A 24,503-nucleotide genomic window follows, 5' to 3' on the forward strand; every position below is an offset into this window, starting at 1 on the left:
CCCGGGGGTGTTCCTGCCGTCGTTTATGGTGCTTGTACCCGAGGGAGGGGTCCGGGCGGGGGGGGGGGGGGGGGGGGCGCCGGGCGGGTGGCGGGGCGCCCGGGGCGCGGGTCAGCCGGCGGGCCGGCCGAGGTGGCGGGCGAGGAACCGGGCGGCGCTGTCGGCTTCGAAGCGGGGCAGTTCCTTGTGCCGGCCCGCGTTCACGTGCAGGGACTTCTCCGTCGAGGCGAAGGCGTCGAACAGGGCGAGTCCGTCCTCGCGGGAGATGTGCTCGTCGTCCCACTGCAGGTCGAACTCGACCGGGATGGTGATCCGCCCGGCCGGTTCGGCGAGGACGTCGGGCCAGTGCTGGCCGAAGACCGCGGCGGTGATCCTGGGCTCGGCGGCGACGAAGGGGATGCCGATCGCGGTGCCCATGTTGATGCCGAAGTAGCCGACCGGGCCGTCGGTGCCGATCTCGGGGAGCTGCTGGAGGGCGTCCAGGGCGGCCCGGTACTCGGGTACGGCGAGTTCCGCCAGGTGGTCGTTGTAGCGGACGACGATCGGGCCTTCGGGTTCGCCGGCCGCCCGTGCGCGGAACAGTTCGGCGATCTCGGCCTCGTCGTGCGCCGTGCGCGGCCGGTCGCCGTGGCCGGGGGCGTCGAGGACGGCGACGTGGTAGCCGTGGCCCTCGACGAGGAGCCGGGCGCGGCCGCTCATCGCCGGGTGCTTCTTGTGGTTGCCGCCGCCGTGGCCCAGCAGGACGAGGGGTGCGCGGCCGGTGCCGGAGGCCGGCGACCAGAGGACTCCGGGGACGCCGCCCACGGTGAAGTCGCGTTCGCGCATGCCGTTCGTGGCGGAATCGGCGGTGAACTGGAGAGAGTGCATGGCGTGTTGCCTTTCGGGAGCGCGGAATGTCCGGGCGCTCCCGGCGACGGCTGTGTCAGTCGCCGACCGTGACAAGCAGGGGGAGCACCCACGTCGGTACGGACTTCACGGGTCTCACCTCCTCTGACGGTGTCTCGGTCGGGGGAGATCATGCATTCCGACGTGCCGTGCGCGCAACCTCCTTTCCCGTCACCGGCCGTCGAGGGCGGCGGCCACGGCGGCCTGTGCGTGCAGCCGGGCGGTGGGGAACACCGGGACCGGGCTGTCGGCCTGACGGACCAGCAGTTCGATCTCGGTGCAGCCGAGGACGATCCCCTGCGCGCCGGCGGCGACCAGGTCCCCGATCACCTCCCGGTAGGCGGCCCGGGACTCCTCCCGGACCACGCCGACGCACAGTTCCTCGTAGATCACCCGGTGGACCATGGCGCGCGCACCGGCGTCCGGGACGAGGACGTCGAGGCCGCCGGACGCCAGCCGTCCGCGGTAGAAGTCCTGTTCCATGGTGAACGCCGTCCCGAGGAGTCCGACCCGGCGCAGTCCGGCGGCCCGGACGGCGTCCGCGGTGGCGTCGGCGAGGTGCAGCAGGGGGACGGAGACGGCCGCCTCGACCTGGTCGGCGACCTTGTGCATGGTGTTGGTGCAGATCAGCAGGAGGTCGGCGCCCGCCGCCTCCAGGGACCGGGCGGCGCCGGCCAGGACCTGTCCGGCCTCCTCCCAGCGTCCGGCGGCCTGCAGCTGCTCGATCTCGGCGAAGTCGACCGAGTGGAGGACGAGCCGGGCGGAGTGCAGTCCGCCGAGGCGGTCGCGGGTGAGTTCGTTGATCAGCCGGTAGTACTCGGCGGTGGATTCCCAGCTCATGCCGCCGATCAGGCCCAGGGTCTTCATGCGGTCATTTATAAGGCAAAGCCAAGAACATAGGCAAATATATAAGGATATCTTTTATTGCCTCTCCCGGGGCACCCGGTGCTGCCACTCGCGGGCGAACACCACCGACCCGGCCTCCAGTGCGCGCAGCTGCACGATGCTGAGGAAATGCCCCGCGTCGCAGCGCAGTTGGGCGCGGGTCTGGACGGTGACGTCCCAGCCGATGTCGGGCCGCTCCAGCCGGACGGTGCGGTCGGTGCGGGCCTGGGCGCTGAGCGGGGCGTCGGTGAGGACGCGGTAGGCGGTCACGGTGTGCTCGTCGCGGACCAGGCCGTCGGGGTGGGTGCGGGTCCCGTCGGTCGCGGGGGAGAGCTCGGTGCGCCACTCGTGGCGGCCGATGTCGTGCACGGTGAGGTATTCGGGCCGGGCGGTGAGCGGCTCGGTGAGGTGGACGTCGAGCGGTTCGGGCAGCGAGGGGGCCTCCAGGGAGACGGGTGCGGAGCCGATGTCCGCGGCGAGGTGGCGGACGGGCAGGCTCAGTGCGGAGCGCGACGGGTCGAGGGCGTACCCGGCGGCCTCCGCCGGGGGCCACACCCACGGCCAGTAGACGGAGGAGAAGGCGAGCCGCAGCCGGTGTCCGGCCGGGAAGGTCCGGGCGCAGGCCGCGAGTTCCACCTCGGCGTCCGGTCCGTCGGCGACCAGCACGCCCCGGGTGACCAGCTCCGAGGTGCCGTCGGGGCCGACCGCGCAGAGCCGGACCGCCACCAGCGGGGCCGGCCCGCCGTCCCGCAGCCGTAGCCGCACGGTCGGTGCGCCGAGCAGTTCGACCGGCTCGGGCAGCGGCTGGGAGTCGAAGCAGACCGAGCGGCCGTCCTCCTCGCGCTGGTCGGGCGGCTGGTCGGCGGGGCGTCCGTGCGGGACGTAGGCGCCGGCGTTGAGGCCGGTGTGCTGCGGGGAGCGGACGTGGACGTAGCGGTCGTCGGAGGCGGTGCCGGCGGTGCGCAGCGGCCCGTCGAGGCCGTAGTGGATCTCGCGGACGTCGGGGGAGGGCCAGGCGTCGTCGCCGGTCCAGCGGGTGCTGATCCAGCTGCGCAGGGCGGGTTCCCTGGTGGCACCGGTGTCGACGCCGCGCAGCCAGTGGTCCCACCAGCGCAGGGTCTCCGGCAGGGCGTCCTCGGGCAGGCCGTGCGGCCAGGGGCCGATCAGGGCGCGCGCGGTGGGGGACTCGGCGAGCAGGCGCAGCACGAAGGAGCAGGACGGGTCGCCCCAGCCGGCGAGCGCGAGGGTGGGCACCGGGACCGGCACGGTCGTCTCGCCGGCGGCGAGCCAGGTGTCGACGGGCGGCTCCAGGGACTCCAGCCGGGTCAGCCAGCGACCGCGCCAGGCGTCGCCGACGTGGCGCGGGTCCGGCGGCAGGGCGGCGTCGGCGACCAGGGCGGTGAGCCGGGTGTGCAGGTCGGCGGCGAGCACGGCGCCGCCGAGCCGGTGGCCGCCCTCGGGGCAGGCGGTGACGGCGGCGCCGACGGTGTCCGGTGCCCGGGCGGCGAGGCGCAGCGCGGTGGTGCCGGCGGCGCCGACGCCGAGCAGGCCGATCCGGCCGGTGGACCAGGGGCGGCGGGCGAGCCAGTCGACCACCACGGCGCCGTCGGTCAGCTCCTGTTCGCCGCCGGGTTCGCCGGGGGTGCCGCCGGAGTTGCCGTGCCCGCGGGTGTCGACCCGCAGGGCGGCGTAGCCGTGGCCGGCGTACCAGGGGTGGCGGCGGGCGTCCTCGGCGGCGGTCCGGTCGGTGAGGCGGTCGCCGGAGTACTCCAGCAGCGCGGGGACGGGCTCGTCGACGACGGGCCGCCACAGGCGGGCGGCCAGGTGCGTGCCGTCGGGCAGCGGGATGCGGACGTCCTCGCGGGTGGTGTGGAAGGGGTAGGACGGCATGGCCGCTCCCATCGGATCCCGGGCCGGGTGGGGGCCGGCGGGCCCGCGGCGCACGCGGTACGGGGGCTCGCTCCGTACGTGCGCGCCGCGGGCGTCGGCATTCCGACCCTAGGGGAGGTGCCGCCCGTTTTCCTGATGAGTGCGCTGCGGCGGTTACGCCTTGCTCAGCCAGGCGGTGGCGTTGAGGGCGAGGGCGGCGTCGGTGCCGGCCGGGTCGTCCCAGCCGTTGTACAGGGTGTTGCCGGACTGGCCGGTGCCGTCGTCGATCGGTGAGCTGTCGCCCCAGATCGCGACCCGGCCCGAGCCGAAGGTGCTGGTGACGAAGAAGGCGCCGGTGTTGCCGCTGTAGCCGGTCCGGTAGACCAGGCCCTTGACCGACGGGTTGTCGGCGGGCTTGAGGGTGAAGGTGGTGCCGTTGCGCAGGATCGAGCCGGTGACGGTGCCGAAGGGGCCGTGCAGGACGGGGTCGGCGGCGTCGTTGACGGCGCGCGGGTTGTCGGTGGTGATGTTGAGCAGGTCGACCGAGAAGCCGAACGGGTCGTTGTTGTTCACCCCGTTGCTGGTCAGCAGGTCGTTGATGATCTTCGGCGAGTCCCAGCCGTCGTTGTTGCGGTCGCTGTTGTTGTGGTCGGAGACCAGGAAGAGCCCGCCGCCGTTCTGGACGAACTTCATGATCGCGGTCTTCTCGGCCGTGCTGAACCGGATGTTGGGCTCCGGGACGACGAAGGTGTCGAAGTTGGCAAGGTCGAGCGCGCCGCCGGTGCCGTAGGTGATGGTCGAGCCGGACGGGAGGGTCTTGAGGCTGTACTGGCCGGTCTTCTGCAGGGCGACGCCCCAGGCGGACAGTGCGCCGGTCCAGCTCTTCTCGGTGGTGGGGTTGGCGTTCTGGGCGAGCGGGTCGGGCTGGCTGGTGCTGATGATCCAGTCGGCGTTGCCGGCGGTCTCGGCCTTGCTGTTGTCGAACAGCACCCGGTGCGGGGTGGCGCCGGTCGCGGTGGTGGCCGACGTGCTGGTGGCCGACGTGGGGGCGGCGGTGGCGGCCGGGGCGAGGGTGGTGAGGCCGGCCGCGAGCAGGGCCGCGCCGGAGAGGGCCGCGACAGTTCGGATACGGATCGTCATGTGCCGTTCCTCCGTGGGGAGTTGAGGTGTTCGGTGCCCGAGTTTTCGCGCGTGGAACTGGAGTATCCGCGCGTAGAGCGGCCGGAGGTAGTCCCGGAAGGTGACGAAGTCCTGTACGGAGCGTGGTGATCTCGGGGTGGGTGGAGACCAAGCTGTAATTGCGTATGACTTGCAACTGCGCGCGCCCAGGCGGAAAGATGGCCCAGCTCTCCCCGCTCCACCGAAAGGACACCACGATGACCGCCCCTCGCTGGCGCGACCGGCTCACCCGTGAGGAGTGGATCCGCCTGGCCGGAATGGGCGGGTTCATCCTCGCGCTGCACGTCATCGGCTGGTTCACCCTGCTCGCGCTGGTCGCGCCCGAGCACTACACCGTCGGCGGGCAGGTGTTCGGCGCGGGCATGGGCCTCACCGCCTACACCCTCGGCATGCGACACGCCTTCGACGCCGACCACATCGCCGCCATCGACAACACCACCCGCAAGCTGATGGGCCAGGGCAAGCGGCCGCTGTCGGTCGGCTTCTGGTTCTCGCTCGGGCACTCCTCGATCGTCTTCGGCCTCTGCGCGCTGCTGGCCTTCGGCATCCGCTCGCTGGCCGGCCAGGTGGAGTCCGACGACTCGACGCTGCACGAGATGACCGGCCTGATCGGCGTCACCGTGTCCGGCACCTTCCTGCTGCTGCTCGGCCTGATCAACCTGGGCGCCTTCAACGGCATCCTCAAGGTCTTCCGCAGGATGCGCGAGGGCGAGTACGACGAGGACGAGCTGGAGCGCCAGCTGGAGCGGCGCGGCCTGATGAACCGCATCCTCGGCCGGGTGACCAGGGCCGTCACCAAGCCCTGGCACATGTACCCGGTGGGCCTGCTGTTCGGCCTGGGCTTCGACACCGCCACCGAGGTGTCCCTGCTGGTGCTCGCGGGCGGCGCGGCGGCCTTCTCGCTGCCCTGGTACGCGCTGCTCACGCTGCCGATCCTGTTCGCGGCCGGGATGAGCCTGCTGGACACCATCGACGGCTCGTTCATGAACTTCGCCTACGAGTGGGCGTTCTCCAAGCCGGTCCGCAAGATCTACTACAACCTGACCGTCACCGGCCTGTCGGTGCTGGTCGCGCTGGTCATCGGCTCGATCGAGCTGATCGGCCTGCTCGGCGAGAAGCTGGACATCACCAGCGGGCCGATCGCCTGGGTCGGCGGACTGGACCTCAACTTCGTCGGTTACGCGATCGTCGGGCTGTTCGTGCTCACCTGGGCGGCGGCGATCGCCTACTGGAAATTCGGCAACGTCGAGGAGAAGTGGTCGGCCGGGCTGGCCGCCGCCGCCGCCTCCGCCGCCTCCGCGAAGTCCGAGTAGCGTCCGGGGACGGACCGAGGGGTCGGTGACCGGGGTCTGGTCACCGGCCCCTCGGGGCTTTCCGGGGCCGTGCGGCGCGGGGCCGTCGGGCCCGGCTAGCGCAGGGCGGCGAGCACCGCGTCCGCCATCGCCTTCTCGCCGGTCGCGTTCGGGTGGAACGGCACGGCGGGCGAGCCGGGCAGCGCGCCCTCGATCCAGCGGTCGTCCGAGCAGACGTCGTGCCCGACCGTCGGCGTCGCGGTGTCCACGTACGTCGCGCCGTTCGCCGCCGCGGTGGACCGCAGGGCGGAGTTCAGCTTGGTGAGCACGCCGTACATGTACTCGACGTCGCCCGGCGTCACCGGCTGGCGCAGCACGCACGTCGAGCCGTCGGCGGGCAGCACGGACGGGTAGCCGACCAGCAGCACCTTGGCGTTGGGGGCCTTGGCGTGGATCTGCCGGAGGGTGGTGGCGATCTGCGGGGTGATGGTGGAGCCGATCCGCTCGGCCAGGTCGTCGTTCCCGTACCGCCAGGACCACGTGCTCCAGTCCCAGTAGCCGTGGTGGTAGACGTCCTTGCAGGGCGTGCCGAGCGGGTTGACGACCGCGCCGGCGATGCAGGTGGCGACCAGTTCGCCGAGGCCGAGGTCGCTGGCCGCGAGGTCGTTGCCGCCGATCCCGAGGGTGACCAGGTCGGTGTCGGCGGTCAGGGCGTCGAACTGCGGGTCGTTGACCCGGATGAACGCGTCGTACTGGGGCTGCGTCATCGCCTTGATCTTGGCGGCGGAGCAGGTCACGTCGGTGTAGGTGCCGGCCTTGAGGGCGCCGGCCACCAGGTGGCCGTAGTTGCGGTCGGAGCGCAGGCAGAGTCCGGCGGACTGGCCGGGCACGCCGGCGCCCGCGGCGTAGGAGTCGCCGAGCGCCACGTAGTGCTTCGGGGCGGGCGTGGCGGCCTGGGCGGTGGTGGAGGTGAGCGCCAGGGCAGCGCCGAGGGCGACTGCGGCGAGCGCGGTGGAATTCCGGAGGTGCCGGGATTTCCGGGCAGGGCGGAGCACGGTTCCTCCTGGGGGAGAGAAACGACGGGTGGGGGGTCATGCCGAGCCGGGCCACAGCTACTCGCAGGTAAGTTACTGCCAGGTTTCGCGGCCGTCCATGGTTTGCGCGGAAATTGCCGAAATTCCGTCAGATGGGCTCCGCTCACATTTCGAATTTCGCTCCACCGTGTATCGGAGGTATTTCCGAAACGCCATGGAGCGGAATTCACGCACGCACTTGTCACCCACGGGCCGACCGGCGGTTGACCGGACGTCACCGCAGGCCGCAGTATCGGGCGCACCGCGACGGCGCGCCCCCCGGCCCGTCGCCACCGCGAGCCGCGACGGAGGACTGCGCATGGCCCTGGACGCCGACGTCATCGTCATCGGAGCGGGACTCGCCGGCCTCGCCGCCACCGCCGAACTCGCCGACGCCGGACGGAAGGTGATCCTGCTCGACCAGGAACCGGCGGCCTCGCTCGGCGGACAGGCGCACTGGTCCTTCGGCGGCCTCTTCCTGGTCGACTCGCCCGAGCAGCGCCGGATGCGGATCCGCGACTCGCACGCCCTCGCCTGGCAGGACTGGCTCGGCACGGCCGGCTTCGACCGCCCCGAGGACGCCTGGCCCCGCCGCTGGGCCGAGGCCTACGTGGACTTCGCGGCGGGCGAGAAGCGGTCCTGGCTGCACGGGATGGGCGTGCGGTTCTTCCCGGTGGTCGGCTGGGCCGAGCGCGGCGGCCTCCTCGCCGACGGGCCCGGCAACTCGGTGCCGCGCTTCCACATCACCTGGGGCACCGGCCCCGGGCTGCTCGAACCCTTCCTCCGCCGGGTCCGCGACGCCGCCGCGCGCGGCCTGGTCGACCTGCGCTTCCGGCACCGCGTCACCGGACTGGCCGCCACCGCGGGCGCCGTCGACACCGTCACCGGCGAAGTGCTGGAGCCGAGCCCGGCCGCCCGGGGCGAGGCCAGCTCCCGCACGGTCGCCGGGCACTTCGACCTGCGCGCCCAAGCCGTGGTGGTCACCTCGGGCGGCATCGGCGGCAACCACGACCTGGTCCGCGGGGCCTGGCCCGCCCGGCTCGGCACCCCGCCCGCCACACTGCTCTCCGGCGTGCCCGCACACGTGGACGGCCTGATGCTGGGGATCGCCGGCGCGGCCGGGGCCAGCCTGATCAACGGCGACCGGATGTGGCACTACACCGAGGGCATCGAGAACCGGGACCCGATCTGGGCCCGGCACGGCATCCGGATCCTGCCCGGCCCGTCCTCGCTCTGGCTGGACGCGCGCGGCCGACGGCTGCCCGTCCCGTTGTTCCCCGGCTTCGACACCCTCGGGACGCTCGAACACATCATGTCCACCGGGTACGGGTACACCTGGTTCGTGCTGAACCAGCGCATCATCGAGAAGGAGTTCACCCTCTCCGGCTCCGAGCAGAACCCCGACCTGACCGGGAAGTCCGTGCGCGGCGTCCTCCGCCGTGCCCTGCCCGGCGCCACCGGGCCGGTCCGCGGCCACCTCCGGCACGGACGGGACTTCGTCATCGCGGGCAACCTCGCCGACCTCGCCCGGGGTATGAACGCCAAGACCCGCGAGCCGCTGATCGACCCGGACGCGCTGCGCCGCACCGTCGAGGACCGCGACCGGCAGCTGGCCAACCCCTTCGCCAAGGACCTCCAGGTCACCGCCATCCACGGCGCCCGCCGCTACCTCGGCGACAAGCTCGTCCGCACAGCCGCCCCGCACCGGATCCTCGACCCGGACGCCGCCCCGCTGATCGCCGTCCGGCTCAACATCCTCACCCGCAAGTCGCTGGGCGGCCTGGAGACGGACCTGTCCTCGCGGGTGCTGCGGCCCGACGGGGAGGTGCTGCCCGGGCTCTACGCGGCGGGCGAGGCCGCGGGCTTCGGCGGCGGGGGCGTGCACGGCTACCGCTCGTTGGAGGGGACGTTCCTCGGCGGGTGCCTGTTCTCGGGCCGCACCGCGGGCCGGGCCGTGGCACGGGCCGTGGGGTAGCGGCCCGTTGCCGGGGGTGCCGGTGCCCTGCTGTCCGTCCCCGGTGTCGGGCCGGGAGCCGATCGCGGCGGACCCGACCGCGATGCACAGGAGGCCCGCGCCCCCGTGGCCACCGACGCCCACGGGGCCCGGCCCCTCCCTCTCGGCATCCGCCCCGCCCCCCTTCGCCGTGCTCGTGAACCGTGCGCATCCCAAGGGCCTGGCGGGCGCCCCCTGACCGGCGGGTACAGTGCGGGTGCAGAGCGCGCCGCCGACGACGAGGGGTACCAGGACCGATGAGCCGCCGAGACCGCGACCGCGACGGCGCCCGGGACCACGACCGGAAGCGGGGCGCCGGTTCCCCGGTGACCGTCACCGTCTGCCGCGGCTGCTGCTGCGGCACCGAGGCGAAGCACCCCGGGGTGGACCACGCGGGGCAGTACGAGCGGCTGCGGACGGCGGTGGGCCCGGCGGGCCGGGTCCGTGCCGTGAAGTGCCTGGACGTGTGCTCCCAGTCCAACGTGGTGGTGGTCGGCCCCTCCAGCGAGGGGCGGGCCGCGGGCGGACGGCCGGTGTGGCTCGGCTTCGTGCTGATGGACGAGATGATCGACGACATAGCCGCCTGGGTGCGCGCGGGCGGCCCCGGCCTCGCCGATCCGCCCGGCCTGCTCGACCTCCAGCTGATCTCGGTGTCCCGCCGGGTCCGCGAGGGCCTGCCGGAGTAGCGGTCGCGCCCGGGTCGCCTGACGCATCGTCAGATACCCGTCCCGGGGTGGCAGGGGAGCCCGCGCCACTACCATGACCGGTGGCGTCGAGCCGTTCCGCGCGAGGGAGGAAGACGATGACGACGGTCTGCCGCATCTGCGCGGGCACCGGCCGGACCGCCGGCCTCAACTGCCGGACCTGCCAGGGCACCGGTACCACCGAGGTGGGCGGCGGGGGCGGCAACTGCTTCCTGTGCGACGGCACCGGCGTGTACGTGCGCTACCGGGTGGACGCGGGCGGCACCAAGCACGCCTACCGGGACGAGATCTGCCGCACCTGCGACGGCACCGGCAACCGGGCCCCCACGCGGTGGGACGATCCCTCCTGACCCTCCTGACCCTCCTGGCCCTCCGGAACCCCGCGCCCGCCGGAAGGGGCTCCGTCGACGCTCCCTCAGGTGACGTGACGGACCGGGGTCATGATCCGGGGTCGGGTGGCCGCGGACGCGTCCTTTGCCAAGCCATGGTCGAACATTGGCGTTCGAATGGGGGATACGCTGCGGCCCGTTCACCGCGCGTCCGTGTGCGATCCACGAGCCGCTGACAGAGTCCCGCGCATGGATATCCCCAAGATGGGCGTGCCGGCCAAGCTCGCCGACCGCATGAGCACGGCCGAGCAGCACGAGTACCTGCGGGCCCGCTACTCCCGCCGCCGGATGCTGCGCGCCGGCGCCGTGACCGTCGGCGCCGTCGCCGTCGGCGGCGCCCTGGGCAGCGGCACCGCCTTCGCGGCGCCGGCCGGCCCGCAGCTGCTGACGGGCGGCACGACGGACGGCATCGACGGCGCGCTGGTCGCGCCGGTCGGCCGCCACCTCCAGTTCGGCCCCGAGCCGGACACCCAGTTCCGCGTCTCCTGGCAGGTCCCGGCGCCGGTCAAGAAGCCGTTCCTGCGCTTCGGCAAGACCCCGTGGGAGCTCAGCCACAAGGTCCAGGCCGAGGTCCGCGCGCTGCACACCCCGGCGCTGACCCCCACCGGCCAGCCGGTGGACCAGTACTACCTGCACGTGGCGCTGGAGGACCTGCACCCCGACACCACCTACTACTACGGTGTCGGCCACGAGGGCTTCGACCCCGCCTCGCAGCAGCAGATCTCCACCCTGCACACCTTCCGCACCGCGCCCTCCCGCGACCACCGCTGGGGCAAGGTGTACGAGCCGTTCACCTTCACCGCCTTCGGCGACCAGGGCGTCAGCGCGCACGCGGCGGGCAACGACCACGTCATCAAGGCGCAGAAGCCGGCCTTCCACCTGCACGCCGGCGACATCTGCTACGCCGACCCGGCCGGCTCCGGCACCGACCCGGACAAGTCCGTCTTCAACGCGAAGACCTGGGACGACTTCCTGGTCCAGACCGAGACGGTCGCCGCCGAGATCCCGTGGATGGTCGCCTACGGCAACCACGACGTCGAGGCCTGGTACTCGCCCAACGGCTACGGCGGCGAGAACACCCGCTTCTTCCTGCCGAACAACGGTCCGGACCCGCGCAACGTCCCCGGCGTCTACACCTTCCGCTACAAGAACGTCGGCGTCATCTCCCTGGACGCCAACGACGTCTCCTACGAGATCCCGGCCAACCTGGGCCTCTCGGCGGGCAAGCAGACCAAGTGGCTGGAGCGCACCCTCAAGGACCTGCGGAACGACGAGACGATCGACTTCGTCGTGGTCTTCTTCCACCACTGCGCCTTCTCCACCACCGTCGCGCACGCCTCCGAGGGCGGCGTCCGCGAGGCCTGGGTGCCGCTGTTCGAGAAGTACCGCGTGGACCTGGTCATCAACGGCCACAACCACATCTACGAGCGCACCGACGCCATCCTGGGCAACAAGGTCTCGAAGCAGGTGCCGAGCGGCGCCACCATCGAGCCCGAGAAGGACGGCGTGGTCTACGTGACCGCGGGCGCGGCCGGCCGCAGCCTGTACAAGTTCGACGTGCCGGACACCTACGAGGGGCACGAGAACCACCAGGACGAGGTCACCACCTACTACTGGAGCAAGGGCCGGGTGAAGACCCCCGAGACCATCCAGTGGTCGCGGGTGCGCTACACCGGCTACTCCTTCATCAAGGTCGACGTCACCCCGGCCCACCTGGGCCAGAAGTCGGTCATGAAGGTCACCGCGCTGGCCGAGGACGGCACGCAGATCGACAACTACTCGATCCTGCGCAAGGTCGGCGAGGGCTGGGACTCGAACCGCGACGACGACGGCGAGGGCGGCGGCTGGGGCTGGTAGTCCCGGCGGTCGTGACGGTGCCCCGGCGTCGGTTCCTCCGACACCGGGGCACCGGCGCGTTCAGCGCCGGGGCCCGTACATGATGACGGCGACCCCGGCCAGGCAGATCAGCGCGCCCGCGACGTCGTAGCGGGTCGGCCGGAAGCCGTCCGCCACCACGCCCCAGGCCAGCGAGCCGGCCACGAACACCCCGCCGTACGCGGCCAGCACCCGGCCGAACTGGCTGTCCGGCTGCAGGGCCGCGACGAAGCCGTAGGCGCCGAGCGCCACCACGCCCAACCCGGCGAGCCACCAGGGCCGTTGCTCGCGCACGCTCTGCCAGACCAGCCAGCAGCCGCCGATCTCGGCGAGCGCGGCGAGGGCGAACAGGGCGACGGAGCGCAGGACGGTCATGAGGCCGAGCGTAGGTGTTCAGCCCTGGCGGTACGTCGCCAGGAAGCGGCCGATCCGGTTGATGGCCGTCTCCAGGTCGTCGGCCCGGGGCAGGGTGACGAAGCGGAAGTGGTCCGGGCGGGGCCAGTTGAAGCCGGTGCCCTGGACGACGTGGATCTTCTCGCGCAGCAGCAGGTCCAGCACGAACTGCTCGTCGTCGACGATCCGGTGCACCGCCGGGTCCAGCTTGGCGAAGGCGTACAGGGCGCCCTTGGGCTTGACGCAGCTGACGCCGGGGATCTCGTTGAGCGCCCGGACCGCGATGTCGCGCTGTTCGGTGAGCCGGCCGCCGGGCAGCACCAGGTCGTTGATGGACTGGTGGCCGCCGAGCGCGGCCTGGACGGCGAACTGGGCGGGCACGTTGGGGCACAGCCGCATGCCGGAGAGCATGGTGAGGCCCTCCAGGTAGTCGGTGGCGTGCTGCTTGGGACCGGAGACGACCAGCCAGCCGCTGCGGAAGCCGGCCACCCGGTAGGACTTGGAGAGGCCGTTGAAGGTGAGGGTGAGCACGTCGTCGGCGAGCGCGGCCAGGCAGTGGTGCTCGGTGCCGTCGTAGAGGATCTTGTCGTAGATCTCGTCGGCGAGGACCATCAGCTGGTGGCGGCGGGCCAGGTCGAGGATGCCCTCCAGCAGTTCCTTCGGGTAGACCGCGCCGGTGGGGTTGTTGGGGTTGATGACGACGATCGCCTTGGTGCGGGCGGTGATCTTGGCGGCGATGTCGTCCAGGTCCGGGTACCACTCGGCCCCTTCGTCGCACAGGTAGTGCACGGCCTTTCCGCCGGCCAGCCGGACCACGGCCGTCCAGAGCGGGTAGTCGGGCATCGGCACGAGCACCTCGTCGCCGTCGTCCACCAGCGCGGTGACGGCCATCTGGATCAGCTCGGAGGCGCCGTTGCCGAGGTAGACGTCGTTGACGCCGACGCCCTGGACCCCGCGCTGCTGGTAGTACTGCACCACGGCGCGGCGGGCCGGCAGGATGCCGCGCGAGTCGCTGTAGCCGTGCGCCTTCGGCAGGTTGCGGATGATGTCCTGGACGATCTCCTCGGGCGCCTCGAAGCCGAACGGGGCGGGGTTGCCGGTGTTCAGCCGCAGCACCGTGTGCCCGGCCTCCTCCAGGGCGTTGGCCTGGTCGACCACCGGCCCGCGGATCTCGTAGCACACGTCATTCAGCTTGCTGGACTGCCGAAACTCCATCTGTGGCCTCCCGACCGTCACCACCGCTCCGCTGCTTCCACTTTGTTCTACCAAGTTGGCACTTGGAAAGTCCAACCTTTTGGCTATGCTGATCGACATGTCACGCCGAAGCTACGACCAGTACTGCGCCGTCGCCCGCGCCCTGGACGCGGTGGGGGAGCGCTGGAGCCTCCTGATCGCCCGTGAACTCCTCGACGGTCCGCGCCGCTACACCGACCTGCACGCCGACCTGCCCGGGGTCTCCACCGACATCCTGGCCGGCCGGCTCAAGCAGCTGGAGGGCGAAGGACTGGTCACCAGGCGGCGGCTGGAACGCCCGGCCAACGCGACGGTCTACGAGCTGACCGGGCGCGGCCGCGAACTGCGCCCGGTCATCGAGGCGCTGGGTGAGTGGGGCCTGGCCGCCCTCGGCGAGCAGCGGCCCACCGACGCCGTGCGCGAGCACTGGTTCACGCCCCGGAAGACGGAGGACGCGTCGGCGCCCGTCGAGGGCTGACGCGCCACGGACGGTGCGCCACGGACGGTGCACGCACTCGGCGGTGCCGGCGACCCGGGCGACTCGGGTGGCCCGGGGGCGCGGGCGGCACAGGCGGAGCGGCCGGAGCGGCCGGAGCGGCGAACGGGGCGGCGGCAAGGCCCCCGTCGCCGGCCGCCGCCCCGTGACCCCAGGATGGCGCGGGCCGATAAACGAACGGTCGGTGTGCGATGAGCGCCGAGGTCAGGGGCCTCGCCGCAGGGCCGCGCAGGCGCACACGTACGATCGTCGGACCGCGACGCCGTCCCAGGAGAGCGGAGGCCAGCCCGTGCCCACCACCCACCGCAGCTACGCCGACTACGTCGCCCTCGGCGACTCCTTCACCGAAGGCATGTGCGACGACCTGCTGCCCGACGGCCACTACCGCGGCTGGGCCGACCGGGTCGCCTCGGCGCTGGCGGCGGAACGCGCGGACGGCGGCTTCCGGTACGCCAACCTCGCTGTCCGCGGCAAGCTCATCGGCCAGATCCACGACGAGCAGCTCGCCCCCGCCGCCGCCATGGGCGCCGACCTGGTCACCCTCGCCGGCGGCCTCAACGACGTGCTGCGCCCCGGCTGCGACATCGACCGGGTCGAGCGGCTGCTCGGGGACTGCGCCCGCGAACTGCGGGCCACCGGCGCCACCGTCGTCCTGTTCACCAGCACCGACCCCACCCGCAGGATGGCGGGCGGCGCCCGGCTGCTGCCCACCATCCTGAGGATGAAGGCCTTCGTGCAGGAGCTGGGCGCCCAGGACGGCTTCGCCGTCGTCGACCTCTTCTCCGCACCCTGCTTCGACGACCGCCGGCTGTGGGCCGAGGACCGGCTGCACCTCTCCCCGGAGGGCCACCGGCGGGTCGCCGAAGGCGTCCTGGAAGCCCTCGGCCGCCCCGCCTCCTTCGACTGGCGCGCCCCGCTGCCCGCCGCCGCCCCGCCCGGTCGCGCCGAACGGATGCGCGCCGACGCCCGCTGGCTGCGCACCCACCTCGGCCCCTGGATCGGCCGCCGCCTGACCGGCCGCTCCTCCGGCGACGGCCGCCCGCCGAAGCGGGCCGAGCTGCTGCCGTACTCGTAGCCCCAGGCCGGACCGGGGGCTCGGCCGCGCCCGTCCCCGGGCGGTCAGTGACTGTCCGTCGGCTCCAGGACGAGGCTCGCCATCGGGGCGTGGGTGGTCCAGCCGAGCGCGGTGTAGAGCGCCTGCCCCTCCGGCGTGCCGACCAGCACGCCGGTGCGCGCGCCCCGCTCGTACGCGGCGGCCTGCAGCGTACGCATCACCAGGACGCCCAGGCCCCGGCGGCGGAACTCCGGCGCGGTGGTGATCTGGTCCGGGACGGCCACCGGGCCGGCCAGGCCCGCCTGGCCGCGTGCCGCGAGGTGCCCGGCACCGGTGCGCACCAGGACCCGGAGGACGCCGCCGCGCTCCCAGGTGGTCACGGTGAAACCGGCCGGGGGCTCGGGCCGCTCGGGGGCGAGCGGGACGCTCATCAGGAAGCCAGGCGCGTCCAGCCGCCACTGCGGCCCCAGCCAGGGGCGGACGGTGGCGTCCTCGGCGAAGAGCTTCAGCCAGGTGGTCGGCGCGGTGGTGTCCGCGGCGATCTTGCGGACCTCGGTCTCGGTCGGCTCGGGCAGCACGTGCCGGCCCACCTCGCCGACCGGCGCGCCGACGTCGATGGTCCAGCCCCAGGGCTGGTCCACCGGCTCGGCGGAGCCGCGCGAGACGGCCCAGCCCGAGATCCACATCCGGACCAGCTCCCTGATGCCCGGTTCCTGCATGGCGCGTACCCCCCGTGTAATGGTCTCTCCTGTCATGGATACCTTACCGGCGCTGCGGGGGGTCTGCCCAGTAGGATTTCCCGGACCACGGCGTCGCACCGGCGCCCGGCTGGAAGGACCCGGAACGTGCGCGAGACCGAGCCGCCGCAGGACCCCACGGCGGCCGAACCGACCCCGCTCCGGTCCGACTGCGGCAGTTGCTTCGGGCTCTGCTGCGTCGCCCTGCCGTTCTCGGCCGGCACCGACTTCGCCGTGAACAAGGCCGCCGGCAGCCCCTGCCGCAACCTGCGGACCGACTTCACCTGCGGCATCCACGCCCGGCTGCGCGACAGCGGCTTCCAGGGCTGCACCGTCTACGACTGCTTCGGCGCCGGGCAGCGGGTCTCCCAGGTGACCTTCGGCGGCCGCAGCTGGCGCGAGGAGCCGGACAGCGCCGGGCCGATGTTCGAGGTCTTCCCGGTCGTGCGGCAGCTGCACGAACTCCTCCGCTACCTCACCGAGGCGCTCACCTTCGAACCCGCCCGCTCCGTCCACGCCGACCTGCGGCAGGCCCTGGAGGAGACCGACCGGCTGGCCGGCGGCACCCCCGAGGAGATCCTCGCCGTCGACGTCCCGGCCCACCGCCGGCGCGTCAGCGACCTCCTGCTGCGCGCGAGCGAACTCGTCCGCGCCGCCGTCCCGCGCCGCCGCGAGCACCGCGGCGGGGACCTCTTCGGCGCCCGGCTGCGCGGCGCCGACCTGCAGGGGGCCAACCTGCGCGGGGCGCTCCTGGTGGCCGCCGACCTCTCCGGCGCCGACCTGCGCCTGGCCGACCTGATCGGCGCCGACCTGCGCGACACCGACCTGGCCGGCGCCGACCTCAGCACGGCCCTCTACCTCACCCAGGCCCAGCTGCACGCCGCCCGCGGCGACGCCGCCACCCGCCTCCCGGCCGGCCTCACCCGGCCCGCCCACTGGCCCGCCACGGCGGCGCCGGCGGCGGGCCGGGCGGCGAAGCCCCGGTCGGGTGCACGGCCGGGCGCCGCGGCCGGCAAGGGTGACGGCCGTCCGGCCCGGGGGCGCCGCCGCTAGGCCGCGAGGCCACGAGGGCAGGGATCAGGGATCAGGGATCAGGGGCCGGGAGGCCGCTGGGCCGGGGCGGCCGGTCTCCCGCGCGCGGTGCGGCTCAGTCGGTCAGCAGCCGGGTGCGCAGGGCGTCGATCCGGTCGCGGCTGATGCCGAGGGTGCCGGTGAGGTAGCCCTCGACGGAGCCGTGGCGGGCGGCCAGGTCGGCGAGGGTGAGGCGGATGACGGCCTCCGGTGCGCGGCCGTAGCCGGGCCAGCGCAGGGTGCGGCCGGGGTGGGCGGCGTGCCACTCGGCGACGAAGTGCGCGGTGGCGAGTTCGGTGAGGGCGAAGTCGGCGGCGATGTCGTCCTCGGCGACGCCGAGCAGGGTGAGCAGCAGGGCGGCGACGAGCCCGGTGCGGTCCTTGCCGGAGGCGCAGTGGAAGACCACCGGGGCGTCGGCGTCGGTGATCACGTCGAGGACCTGGCGGATCTCCTTCACCCCGTCCTCGGCGACCTCGGCGAAGCGGTCGGCGAGGTAGCGCCAGGGGTCGAGCTCGGGGTCGATCTCGGCCTGGTCGTACGGGCGGTGCTCGATGGAGAGGTTGTGGTACTCCACCCCGGCCACGTCGGGCATCCGGCCCTTGGCGGCGATCTCCCAGGGGTAGCGGAGGTCGATCACGGTGCGGACACCGAGTGCCCGGAGCCGGTCGAGGTCGGCGGGCGAGGCGAGCTTGCCGAGCGAGTCGGAGCGGTAGAGCAGGCCCCACCGGACGGACCGTCCCCCGGCGGCCGGATAGCCGCCCAGGTCGCGGAAGTTGTGCAGGGCATCGAAGGCGTGGTGACGCGTTGTCATGTGCGGCACTCTAGCCAGCGGTGGGCGGACCGTAGCCGTGGGCGAGGTGGTCGAAGGCGCGGGTGGCGTCGCCGGCCGCCTCGGCGTGCAGGTCGTCGGCGGTGCGGCCGCCGTCCTGGATGCGGCGCCAGTTGTGCAGGGCGAGGACCCGCTGGGTGGCGGTGACCTGGGCGGCGAGCAGTGCGGCGGAGAGCTCGCGGGGCTCGGGGAGGTCGGGGGTCTCGCGCAGGGCGTCGGCCAGGGACCGTTCGGCACGGGCCACGTACTCGCCGACCCGGGCGGCCAGGCTGGGGGTGCCGTGGACCAGGGCGGTGAAGGCGAGCACGGCGGGGTGGTCGTTGAGGCCGGTGACGGGGTCGCGCCGGGTGAGGCCGGTCAGGAAGTCGCGGAGCAGGGCTTCGATCACGGGCTCGCCGGGGAGCCGGGTGCGGACGACCTCCGCCGCCTGTTCCTGGTGGTCGGCGAAGCGGTGGACGACCAGATCCTCCTTGCTGGGGAAGTAGGAGAACAGTGTCGGCTTGGAGACCTCGGCGGCCGCCGCGACCTCCGCCACCGACACCCGGTCGAAGCCGTGCTCCAGGAAGAGGGCGATGGCGGCCTCCGAGATGGCCCGCCGGGTCTGCTCCTTCTTGCGCTCGCGCAGTCCGCTCATGGGGTCAGGCTAACAGGACGCTTGACTCGGGAAGGTTTCTTACCCGGTCTTGCCGCCGCTGCCCGCTGCCCGCTGCCCGCTGCCCGGCGTCCGCCGTTCCCGCATCCGATCCGTCGTTCCCGCGGGCATCCGGTCCTCAGGAGCCGAGCGACTCCAGGATCCGGCGGATCGACTCGACCACCGGGGCGCCCGCCGTCACCAGGGAGGCGACGCCGGAGATGTTCCGCAGTGCGCGCCGCAGGACGGTCGGCGGTGTGGCGGTGCCGTCACCGAGGGCCTCCAGCGACTCGTCCAGCACCTCGCGGTCCTCGGCCGGCACCTGTCCGCGCAGGGCGTGCACGGCGGCGACGAGTTCGCGCATCGCGGCCTGGGGGTCGGCCGGGGCCTGGTTCTTGACGATGCCGATGTTGTGGTCGCCGTGCTGGGTGACGGAGTCGCCGAAGTGGATGTTGCCGGTCATCAGCCCACCTGCTTCCCGATGTTGTGGTCGCCGTACTGGTTGATCTTGTCGCCGATGTGGACGTTCTCCACCTGGAGGGCGAACTCGGCCTGGGGGTTGTCGATCGCCTCCATGATCATCTGGATCAGGTCGCCGATCTGCCGCGGGTCATGGCTCACCACCGCAGTGGTCGAGGAGTTGGAGGTCTCGATGACCAGCTTGTACAGCGCCCGCTGGCGCAGCCTGGTGACCAGACGGTAGGTGATGAAGGCCAGGCCGGCGAGCAGCAACAGCCCCGGGAGGACCGCCGCCTGCGACGTCTCGACCGAGTTCCGGACGAGGGTGCCGAGGATGGCGGTGGCGAACACCAGCCCGAACAGCTGCCGGACGAACCGGATGATCGTCCACGAGCGCTTGGGCGGCCACCAGACCAACTGTCGCGCCCGGGCGATGTGCTGCAACGGGTACGCGTCGCCACCGATCCACAGCACCCGCCGGCTCACGCTGACGTCGATCACGTTCCGGGCCAAGTCCGTTCCCCCTGAGCGTAGTGGCGGGAGCACCATAGCAACCGGTACCGACATCGTGACGGTGGATCATCCGTACGGGTCAGGCCGCGGCCAGGCGGGCAGTGACCTCGACCTCGATCCTCATCCGGGGGTCGGCGAGCCCGCACGCCTGCATCGTGGCGGCCGGTCGGGCGTCGCCGAAGCAGCGGCGCAGGGCCGGCCGGCAGGGCTCGAAGTCCGCACGCTCGGGCAGCAGATAGCGCACCCGGACCACGTCGGCGAAGCCGAGGTGTTCCGGGAGGGGCCCGGCGGGCGTCTAGACGCTGCGGTCGGCGAGCACCTGGCGCACGACGTGGCGGGCGTTGGCGGTCAGCGCCGGGTCGGTGTGGCGGTAGTAGGGGATCGTCACCAGGGCGATGGAGAAGGCCCAGGCCCGGCCGCGGGCCCACATGGCGTCGTCGGCGCGCAGGGCGGCACGGAAGGTGGGGCGGGCGGTGGCGGGCAGCAGGTTCCAGGCGGCGATCAGGTCGGCGGTCGGGTCGCCGACGCCCATCAGGGCGAAGTCGATGACGGCGGCGAGCCGGCCGGTCCGGGACAGCAGCAGGTTGCCGGGGGTGAGGTCGCCGTGCATCCAGACCGGCGGTCCGGCGTAGTCGGGCACCCGGAGCGCCTTGTCCCACAGGGCGGTTGCGGCCGCGGTGTCGATCGAGCCGGCGAGCTGGGCGATGGCCGCCCGGGTCGAGCCGTCCCGGGAGGCGAGCGGGGCGCTGCGGTGACCGGCCGGGGCGTCGGCCGGGTCGACGGCGCGCAGGGCGTTGACGAAGCCGGCCAGGTCGCGGGCCAGGGCGTCGGGTGCGGCGAGCACGCCGACCGCCGGGTTGACGCCGTCGATCCAGTGCAGCACCGACCACTCCCACGGGTAGCCGGCGGCGGGCCGGCCGACCGCGAGCGGGGCGGGCACCGGCAGCGGCAGCCGCGGTGCCAGCGCGGGCAGCCAGCGGTGCTCCCGACGGACGTTCCCGGCCGCCCACTCCACCCGGGGCAGCCGGACGGCGAGTTCGGGCCCGAGGCGGAACATCGCGTTGTCCGCCCCGGCGGAGCCGACCGGCGTGATGGGAAGGCGCTCCCACTGCGGGAACTGGGCGGCGATCAACCGCCGTACCAGGGCCGCGTCGACCACCGGCTCGTCGGGGTGCATCCGGGTGGCAGCGCACATGCCCGGCAGCGTACCGCCCCGATCGTTTCCGTTCAGGCGTATTCCCCAACTGCGTGGACCCCTAGGCTGACGACATGGTGATCGGGCAGCAGACGGCGGGGGAACGACGGGCCCTGCACGCGGCCCTGGCCGGGCTGACACTGCTCGCCCTGCTGGGCGCGGTCGGACGGTTCAGCCGGCGCCCGGGCGGCCTGCTGGTGCTGCGCGACTGGCTCGACCGGCCGCTGCTGCTGTTCACCGCCGCCCTGCCGCTGCTGCTGGTGGTGCTGTACTGCGTCACCTGGCGGGCCTGGATCCGGGTGGTCCTGGGCATCGGCGTGCTGCTGACGGCCGCGGGGACGGTGCCGCTGTGGGTGTTCCTGGACGCCCCGCAGGTCACCGGGACGGAGGGCGCGCCGGAACGGCCGGACCGGCGGATCGTCCGGCAGGAGGAGCCCGGGATGCTCAGCGCCGCCCAGCGGATCTACGTCGACCAGGGCACCGGACTGACCACCCGCCGCTGGCAGATCGCCTACGCGGACTTCGCGTACGGCGACCTGGTCGACGCCGCCTGGGACGGGCCGGACCGGGTCAGACTGACCTCCGGCGGCCGGACCACGGTGATCGGCCTGGCCGCCGACGGCCGGCCCAGCGGATCGCTCACGCTGGGGTGACCCGCACCCGCACCCCGATCGTGCCGTCCTTGCCGAACCGCAGCACGTTCGCGGTCAGCGCGATCGCGCACAGCAGCCCGTACTTGCGCCGCAGCAGCTTGCGGTAGGCGGGCGCCCGGACCGGGTCGAGCACGGCCGTGGCCGGGACCTGCGGGCCGAGCAGGTTGCCGCGGATGTCACTGGGGCCGACCAGCACGTCCCGGCGGTTGCGCAGGCGCTTGACCTTGCCGGTCTTCGTCACGGTGGTGAAGACCAGCGCGTCGCCGTCCCGCGCGACCCAGACCGGGGTGGCCACCGGAGCGCCGTTCCTCCGGTAGGTGGTGAACAGCAGGTACTTGGCGGCGGCGAGCCGCTCCAACTCGGCGGCAGCGTCCAGAGTGTCCATGCCCGCCAGCCTAGGGAGCCGCAACTGGGCATCGCTTGAGCCTCCTTGGGGCCGCCGGCCGGGCGCGCCACGCCCGGCCGGCACGGGTGCGGCCGGGCGTCGTCGCCGGTACCTGCCAGAATGCAGGGCGTACGGCGAAAGCACTGAAGGAGAAGGTGACCGGCTTCGTGACCACGCCAGTCGAACAGGTGGCCCGGCAGGCCCAGCACGCGATCGAGCGCAAGATCGCCGAGGAACTGGGCGTCCGCGAGGGGCAGGTGAAGGCGGCCGTCGACCTGCTCGACGGCGGCGCGACCGTGCCCTTCGTGGCCCGCTACCGCAAGGAGGCCACCGGATCCCTCGACGACACCCAGCTGCGCGGCCTGGAGGAGCGGCTGCGCTACCTGCGCGAGCTGGAGGAGCGCCGGGCGGCCGTCCTGGACTCGATCGAGTCCCAGGGCAAGCTGGACGACGCGCTGCGCGCCCGGGTGCTCGCCGCGGACTCCAAGGCCCGGCTGGAGGACATCTACCTCCCGTTCAAGCCGAAGCGGCGCACCAAGGCGCAGATCGCCCGCGAGGCAGGGCTGGAGCCGCTGGCCGACACCCTGCTCGCCGACCCCGCCCAGGACCCGGCGGCCCTCGCGGCCGGCTACCTCAACGAGTCGGTGGCGGACGCCCCGGCGGCCCTGGAGGGCGCCCGGGCGATCCTGGTCGAGCGCTTCGGCGAGGACGCCGACCTGGTCGGCTCGCTGCGCGAGCGGATGTGGACCCGCGGCCGCGTGGTCGCCACGGTCCGCGACGGAAAGGAGCAGGACGGCGCCAAGTTCGCCGACTACTTCGACTTCGCCGAGCCCTTCACCAAGCTCCCCTCGCACCGCATCCTGGCGATGCTGCGCGGCGAGAAGGAGGAGGTGCTCGACCTCGAACTCTCGCCCTACGACGGCGAGTCCGAGGGCGACCTGCCCGGCGCCAACGACTACGAGCAGCGGATCTCCGCCCGCTTCGGCATCGCCGACCGCGGCCGCCCCGCCGACAAGTGGCTCGGCGACACCGTCCGCTGGGCCTGGCGCACCCGGATCCTGGTGCGCCTCGGCATCGACCAGCGGGCCCGGCTGCGCGTCGAGGCGGAGGAGGAGGCGGTGCGCGTCTTCGCCGCCAACCTGCGCGACCTGCTGCTCGCCGCCCCGGCCGGCACCCGCGCCACCATGGGCCTGGACCCGGGCTTCCGCACCGGCGTGAAGGTCGCCGTGGTGGACGCCACCGGCAAGGTCGTCGCCCACGACACGATCTACCCGCACCAGCCCGCCAACAAGTGGGACGCGGCCCTGAACACCCTCGCCGCGCTGGCGAAGAAGCACGACGTCGACCTGGTGGCGATCGGCAACGGCACGGCCTCCCGGGAGACCGACAAGCTCGCCGAGGACCTGATCAAGCGCCACCCGGAGCTGAAGCTCACCAAGGCGATGGTCAGCGAGGCCGGCGCCTCGGTCTACTCGGCCTCCGCGTTCGCCTCGCAGGAACTGCCGGAGCTGGACGTGTCGATCCGCGGCGCGGTCTCGATCGCCCGCCGCCTGCAGGACCCGCTGGCCGAGCTGGTCAAGATCGACCCCAAGTCGATCGGCGTCGGCCAGTACCAGCACGACCTGAGCGAGGTGAAGCTCTCCCGCTCACTGGACGCCGTGGTCGAGGACTGCGTCAACGCCGTCGGGGTGGACGTCAACACGGCCTCGGCGCCGCTGCTCACCCGGGTCTCCGGCATCACCGGCACGCTGGCCGACAACATCGTCGCCCACCGCGACGCCAACGGCCCGTTCCGCACCCGCAGGCAGCTGAAGGACGTCTCCCGGCTCGGCCCCAAGGCCTTCGAGCAGTGCGCGGGCTTCCTGCGCATCCCCGGCGGCGAGGACCCGCTGGACGCCTCCAGCGTGCACCCCGAGGCGTACCCGGTGGTGCGCCGGATCCTCGCCGCGACCGGCGGGGAGCTGCGGGAGCTGATCGGCAACGGCGAGCGGCTGCGCGCGCTGCGCCCGGCGGACTTCGCCGACGACACCTTCGGCGTCCCGACCGTCACCGACATCCTCGGCGAGCTCGACAAGCCCGGCCGCGACCCGCGCCCGGCCTTCCGCACCGCGACCTTCAAGGAGGGCGTCGACAAGATCGGCGACCTGGAGGCCGGCATGGTGCTGGAGGGCGTGGTCACCAACGTCGCCGCCTTCGGGGCCTTCGTGGACGTGGGCGTCCACCAGGACGGGCTGGTGCACGTCTCGGCGCTGTCCAGGACCTTCGTGAAGGACCCGCGCGAGGTCGTCAAGCCCGGCGACATCGTGAAGGTCCGGGTGGTCTCGGTGGACGTGCCGCGCAAGCGGATCGGGCTCACCCTGCGGCTGGACGACGAGGTCGGGCGCGAGCGCGGGGACCGGGGCGACCGGGGCGGCGACCGCGGGGACCGGGGCGACCGGCAGGCCCGTCCGCCGCGTCAGGAGCGGCGCGGCGGCGGTCAGGGCAGTCAGGGCGGCCAGGGCGGCCAGGACCGGCGCGGCGGCCAGGGCGGTCGTGACCGGGGCGACCGTGGCGGCTCCGCCGGCGCGGCGCCGGCCAACAGTGCCATGGCGGACGCGCTGCGCCGGGCCGGCCTGACCGGTGGCGGCGACGGCTCGGGCGACCGGCGCTCCGGCCGGCGCTGACCGGATCCGGGTGCACGACGGCGGGGCCGGTGGACACCACGTCCACC

The 24,503-nt window shown here is 73.3% G+C and carries 23 protein-coding genes and 2 pseudogenes; 10 read left to right on the top strand and 15 right to left on the bottom strand.

Annotated elements, in window-relative coordinates; genetic code table 11:
• Window positions 1-111 precede the first annotated feature (111 nt).
• The 4 genes from ACFV04_RS31440 to ACFV04_RS31455 all read right to left on the bottom strand — a co-directional run bounded on the left by ACFV04_RS31440 (window position 112) and on the right by ACFV04_RS31455 (window position 4,779).
• Entirely contained in the window at window positions 112-867 is a 756-nt protein-coding gene (locus ACFV04_RS31440) for an alpha/beta hydrolase (protein WP_380534157.1), read from the bottom strand.
• Between the two features lie 189 nt (window positions 868-1,056).
• Entirely contained in the window at window positions 1,057-1,752 is a 696-nt protein-coding gene (locus ACFV04_RS31445) for an aspartate/glutamate racemase family protein (RefSeq protein WP_380534159.1), read from the bottom strand.
• 54 nt (window positions 1,753-1,806) lie between these two features.
• Window positions 1,807-3,660 (bottom strand): CocE/NonD family hydrolase, encoded by a 1,854-nt coding sequence (locus tag ACFV04_RS31450; protein WP_380534161.1) that lies wholly within the window; start codon window positions 3,658-3,660, stop codon window positions 1,807-1,809.
• Between the two features lie 153 nt (window positions 3,661-3,813).
• Complete coding sequence (locus ACFV04_RS31455; protein WP_380534163.1) at window positions 3,814-4,779, bottom strand: hydrolase; 966 nt, start codon at window positions 4,777-4,779, stop codon at window positions 3,814-3,816.
• Window positions 4,780-5,015: 236 nt separating this feature from the next.
• Between ACFV04_RS31455 and ACFV04_RS31460 the strand changes: the two genes are divergently transcribed.
• Entirely contained in the window at window positions 5,016-6,131 is a 1,116-nt protein-coding gene (locus ACFV04_RS31460; RefSeq protein WP_380534165.1) for a HoxN/HupN/NixA family nickel/cobalt transporter, read from the top strand.
• 95 nt (window positions 6,132-6,226) lie between these two features.
• Here ACFV04_RS31460 and ACFV04_RS31465 read toward each other — a convergent pair whose 3' ends face one another.
• The gene (locus ACFV04_RS31465) at window positions 6,227-7,165 is read right to left on the bottom strand and encodes an SGNH/GDSL hydrolase family protein (RefSeq protein ID WP_380534167.1); all 939 of its coding nucleotides are present in this window, start codon (window positions 7,163-7,165) and stop codon (window positions 6,227-6,229) included.
• A 337-nt stretch (window positions 7,166-7,502) separates the two neighbouring features.
• Here ACFV04_RS31465 and ACFV04_RS31470 point away from each other — a divergent pair, with 337 nt between their 5' ends.
• The 4 genes from ACFV04_RS31470 (at window position 7,503) to ACFV04_RS31485 (ending at window position 12,126) form a co-directional block, all read left to right on the top strand.
• Window positions 7,503-9,158, top strand: coding sequence for an FAD-binding dehydrogenase (locus ACFV04_RS31470; RefSeq protein ID WP_380347586.1), 1,656 nt, complete (start codon window positions 7,503-7,505; stop codon window positions 9,156-9,158).
• 275 nt (window positions 9,159-9,433) lie between these two features.
• Window positions 9,434-9,862, top strand: coding sequence for a (2Fe-2S) ferredoxin domain-containing protein (locus tag ACFV04_RS31475; RefSeq protein ID WP_360259918.1), 429 nt, complete (start codon window positions 9,434-9,436; stop codon window positions 9,860-9,862).
• Between the two features lie 116 nt (window positions 9,863-9,978).
• Entirely contained in the window at window positions 9,979-10,230 is a 252-nt protein-coding gene (locus ACFV04_RS31480; protein WP_360259916.1) for a hypothetical protein, read from the top strand.
• Between the two features lie 228 nt (window positions 10,231-10,458).
• Entirely contained in the window at window positions 10,459-12,126 is a 1,668-nt protein-coding gene (locus ACFV04_RS31485; protein ID WP_380347587.1) for a fibronectin type III domain-containing protein, read from the top strand.
• 60 nt (window positions 12,127-12,186) lie between these two features.
• Here ACFV04_RS31485 and ACFV04_RS31490 read toward each other — a convergent pair whose 3' ends face one another.
• Both ACFV04_RS31490 and ACFV04_RS31495 read right to left on the bottom strand, forming a co-directional pair.
• Window positions 12,187-12,519, bottom strand: a complete 333-nt coding sequence (locus ACFV04_RS31490) for a YnfA family protein (protein ID WP_380534170.1) — start codon at window positions 12,517-12,519, stop codon at window positions 12,187-12,189.
• A gap of 18 nt (window positions 12,520-12,537) precedes the next feature.
• Window positions 12,538-13,752, bottom strand: coding sequence for a pyridoxal phosphate-dependent aminotransferase (locus tag ACFV04_RS31495; RefSeq protein ID WP_360259910.1), 1,215 nt, complete (start codon window positions 13,750-13,752; stop codon window positions 12,538-12,540).
• A gap of 97 nt (window positions 13,753-13,849) precedes the next feature.
• Between ACFV04_RS31495 and ACFV04_RS31500 the strand changes: the two are divergent.
• Together ACFV04_RS31500 and ACFV04_RS31505 are read left to right on the top strand one after the other, a co-directional pair.
• A pseudogene (locus ACFV04_RS31500) lies at window positions 13,850-14,203 on the top strand (winged helix-turn-helix transcriptional regulator); the annotation flags it as partial.
• 352 nt (window positions 14,204-14,555) lie between these two features.
• The gene (locus tag ACFV04_RS31505) at window positions 14,556-15,341 is read left to right on the top strand and encodes an SGNH/GDSL hydrolase family protein (protein WP_380534172.1); all 786 of its coding nucleotides are present in this window, start codon (window positions 14,556-14,558) and stop codon (window positions 15,339-15,341) included.
• 44 nt (window positions 15,342-15,385) lie between these two features.
• Here the strand turns inward: ACFV04_RS31505 and ACFV04_RS31510 are convergent, their stop codons facing one another.
• On the bottom strand, window positions 15,386-16,039 hold the full coding sequence (locus tag ACFV04_RS31510; protein WP_380534174.1) for a GNAT family N-acetyltransferase: 654 nt from the start codon (window positions 16,037-16,039) through the stop codon (window positions 15,386-15,388).
• 126 nt (window positions 16,040-16,165) lie between these two features.
• Here ACFV04_RS31510 and ACFV04_RS31515 point away from each other — a divergent pair, with 126 nt between their 5' ends.
• Complete coding sequence (locus ACFV04_RS31515) at window positions 16,166-17,110, top strand: pentapeptide repeat-containing protein (RefSeq protein WP_380347591.1); 945 nt, start codon at window positions 16,166-16,168, stop codon at window positions 17,108-17,110.
• 94 nt (window positions 17,111-17,204) lie between these two features.
• On the opposite strand, the gene ACFV04_RS31520 is transcribed toward ACFV04_RS31515, so the two are convergent.
• From ACFV04_RS31520 to ACFV04_RS31545, 6 genes and pseudogenes are all read right to left on the bottom strand, one after another.
• Window positions 17,205-17,939 carry a tyrosine-protein phosphatase gene (locus tag ACFV04_RS31520; RefSeq protein ID WP_380534176.1) on the bottom strand — a complete coding sequence of 245 codons (735 nt, stop codon included), beginning with the start codon at window positions 17,937-17,939 and terminating at the stop codon, window positions 17,205-17,207.
• 10 nt (window positions 17,940-17,949) lie between these two features.
• A complete protein-coding gene (locus ACFV04_RS31525) occupies window positions 17,950-18,591 on the bottom strand; it encodes a TetR/AcrR family transcriptional regulator (RefSeq protein ID WP_380347593.1) in 642 nt (213 codons plus the stop codon).
• A gap of 136 nt (window positions 18,592-18,727) precedes the next feature.
• On the bottom strand, window positions 18,728-19,051 hold the full coding sequence (locus ACFV04_RS31530; RefSeq protein ID WP_380347594.1) for a hypothetical protein: 324 nt from the start codon (window positions 19,049-19,051) through the stop codon (window positions 18,728-18,730).
• Window positions 19,051-19,560: a DUF6232 family protein gene (locus ACFV04_RS31535; RefSeq protein ID WP_380534179.1), complete on the bottom strand. Its 510-nt coding sequence runs from the start codon at window positions 19,558-19,560 to the stop codon at window positions 19,051-19,053. Before ACFV04_RS31535 ends, ACFV04_RS31530 begins: the two co-directional genes overlap by 1 nt.
• A gap of 79 nt (window positions 19,561-19,639) precedes the next feature.
• Window positions 19,640-19,822: pseudogene (locus ACFV04_RS31540) on the bottom strand (RidA family protein); the annotation flags it as partial.
• 33 nt (window positions 19,823-19,855) lie between these two features.
• Window positions 19,856-20,755 (bottom strand): aminoglycoside phosphotransferase family protein, encoded by a 900-nt coding sequence (locus ACFV04_RS31545; RefSeq protein ID WP_380347596.1) that lies wholly within the window; start codon window positions 20,753-20,755, stop codon window positions 19,856-19,858.
• A gap of 74 nt (window positions 20,756-20,829) precedes the next feature.
• Here ACFV04_RS31545 and ACFV04_RS31550 point away from each other — a divergent pair, with 74 nt between their 5' ends.
• Entirely contained in the window at window positions 20,830-21,408 is a 579-nt protein-coding gene (locus ACFV04_RS31550) for a hypothetical protein (protein ID WP_380534181.1), read from the top strand.
• Here ACFV04_RS31550 and ACFV04_RS31555 read toward each other — a convergent pair.
• A complete protein-coding gene (locus tag ACFV04_RS31555) occupies window positions 21,395-21,793 on the bottom strand; it encodes a PPOX class F420-dependent oxidoreductase (RefSeq protein WP_380347598.1) in 399 nt (132 codons plus the stop codon). The genes ACFV04_RS31550 and ACFV04_RS31555 overlap by 14 nt on opposite strands.
• Window positions 21,794-21,960: 167 nt before the next feature.
• On the opposite strand from ACFV04_RS31555, the gene ACFV04_RS31560 reads away from it, so the two are divergent.
• The gene (locus ACFV04_RS31560; RefSeq protein ID WP_380534183.1) at window positions 21,961-24,456 is read left to right on the top strand and encodes a Tex family protein; all 2,496 of its coding nucleotides are present in this window, start codon (window positions 21,961-21,963) and stop codon (window positions 24,454-24,456) included.
• Window positions 24,457-24,503 lie beyond the last annotated feature (47 nt).

Source organism: Kitasatospora sp. NPDC059599 (genome assembly GCF_042735125.1).
Taxonomy (GTDB): domain Bacteria; phylum Actinomycetota; class Actinomycetes; order Streptomycetales; family Streptomycetaceae; genus Kitasatospora.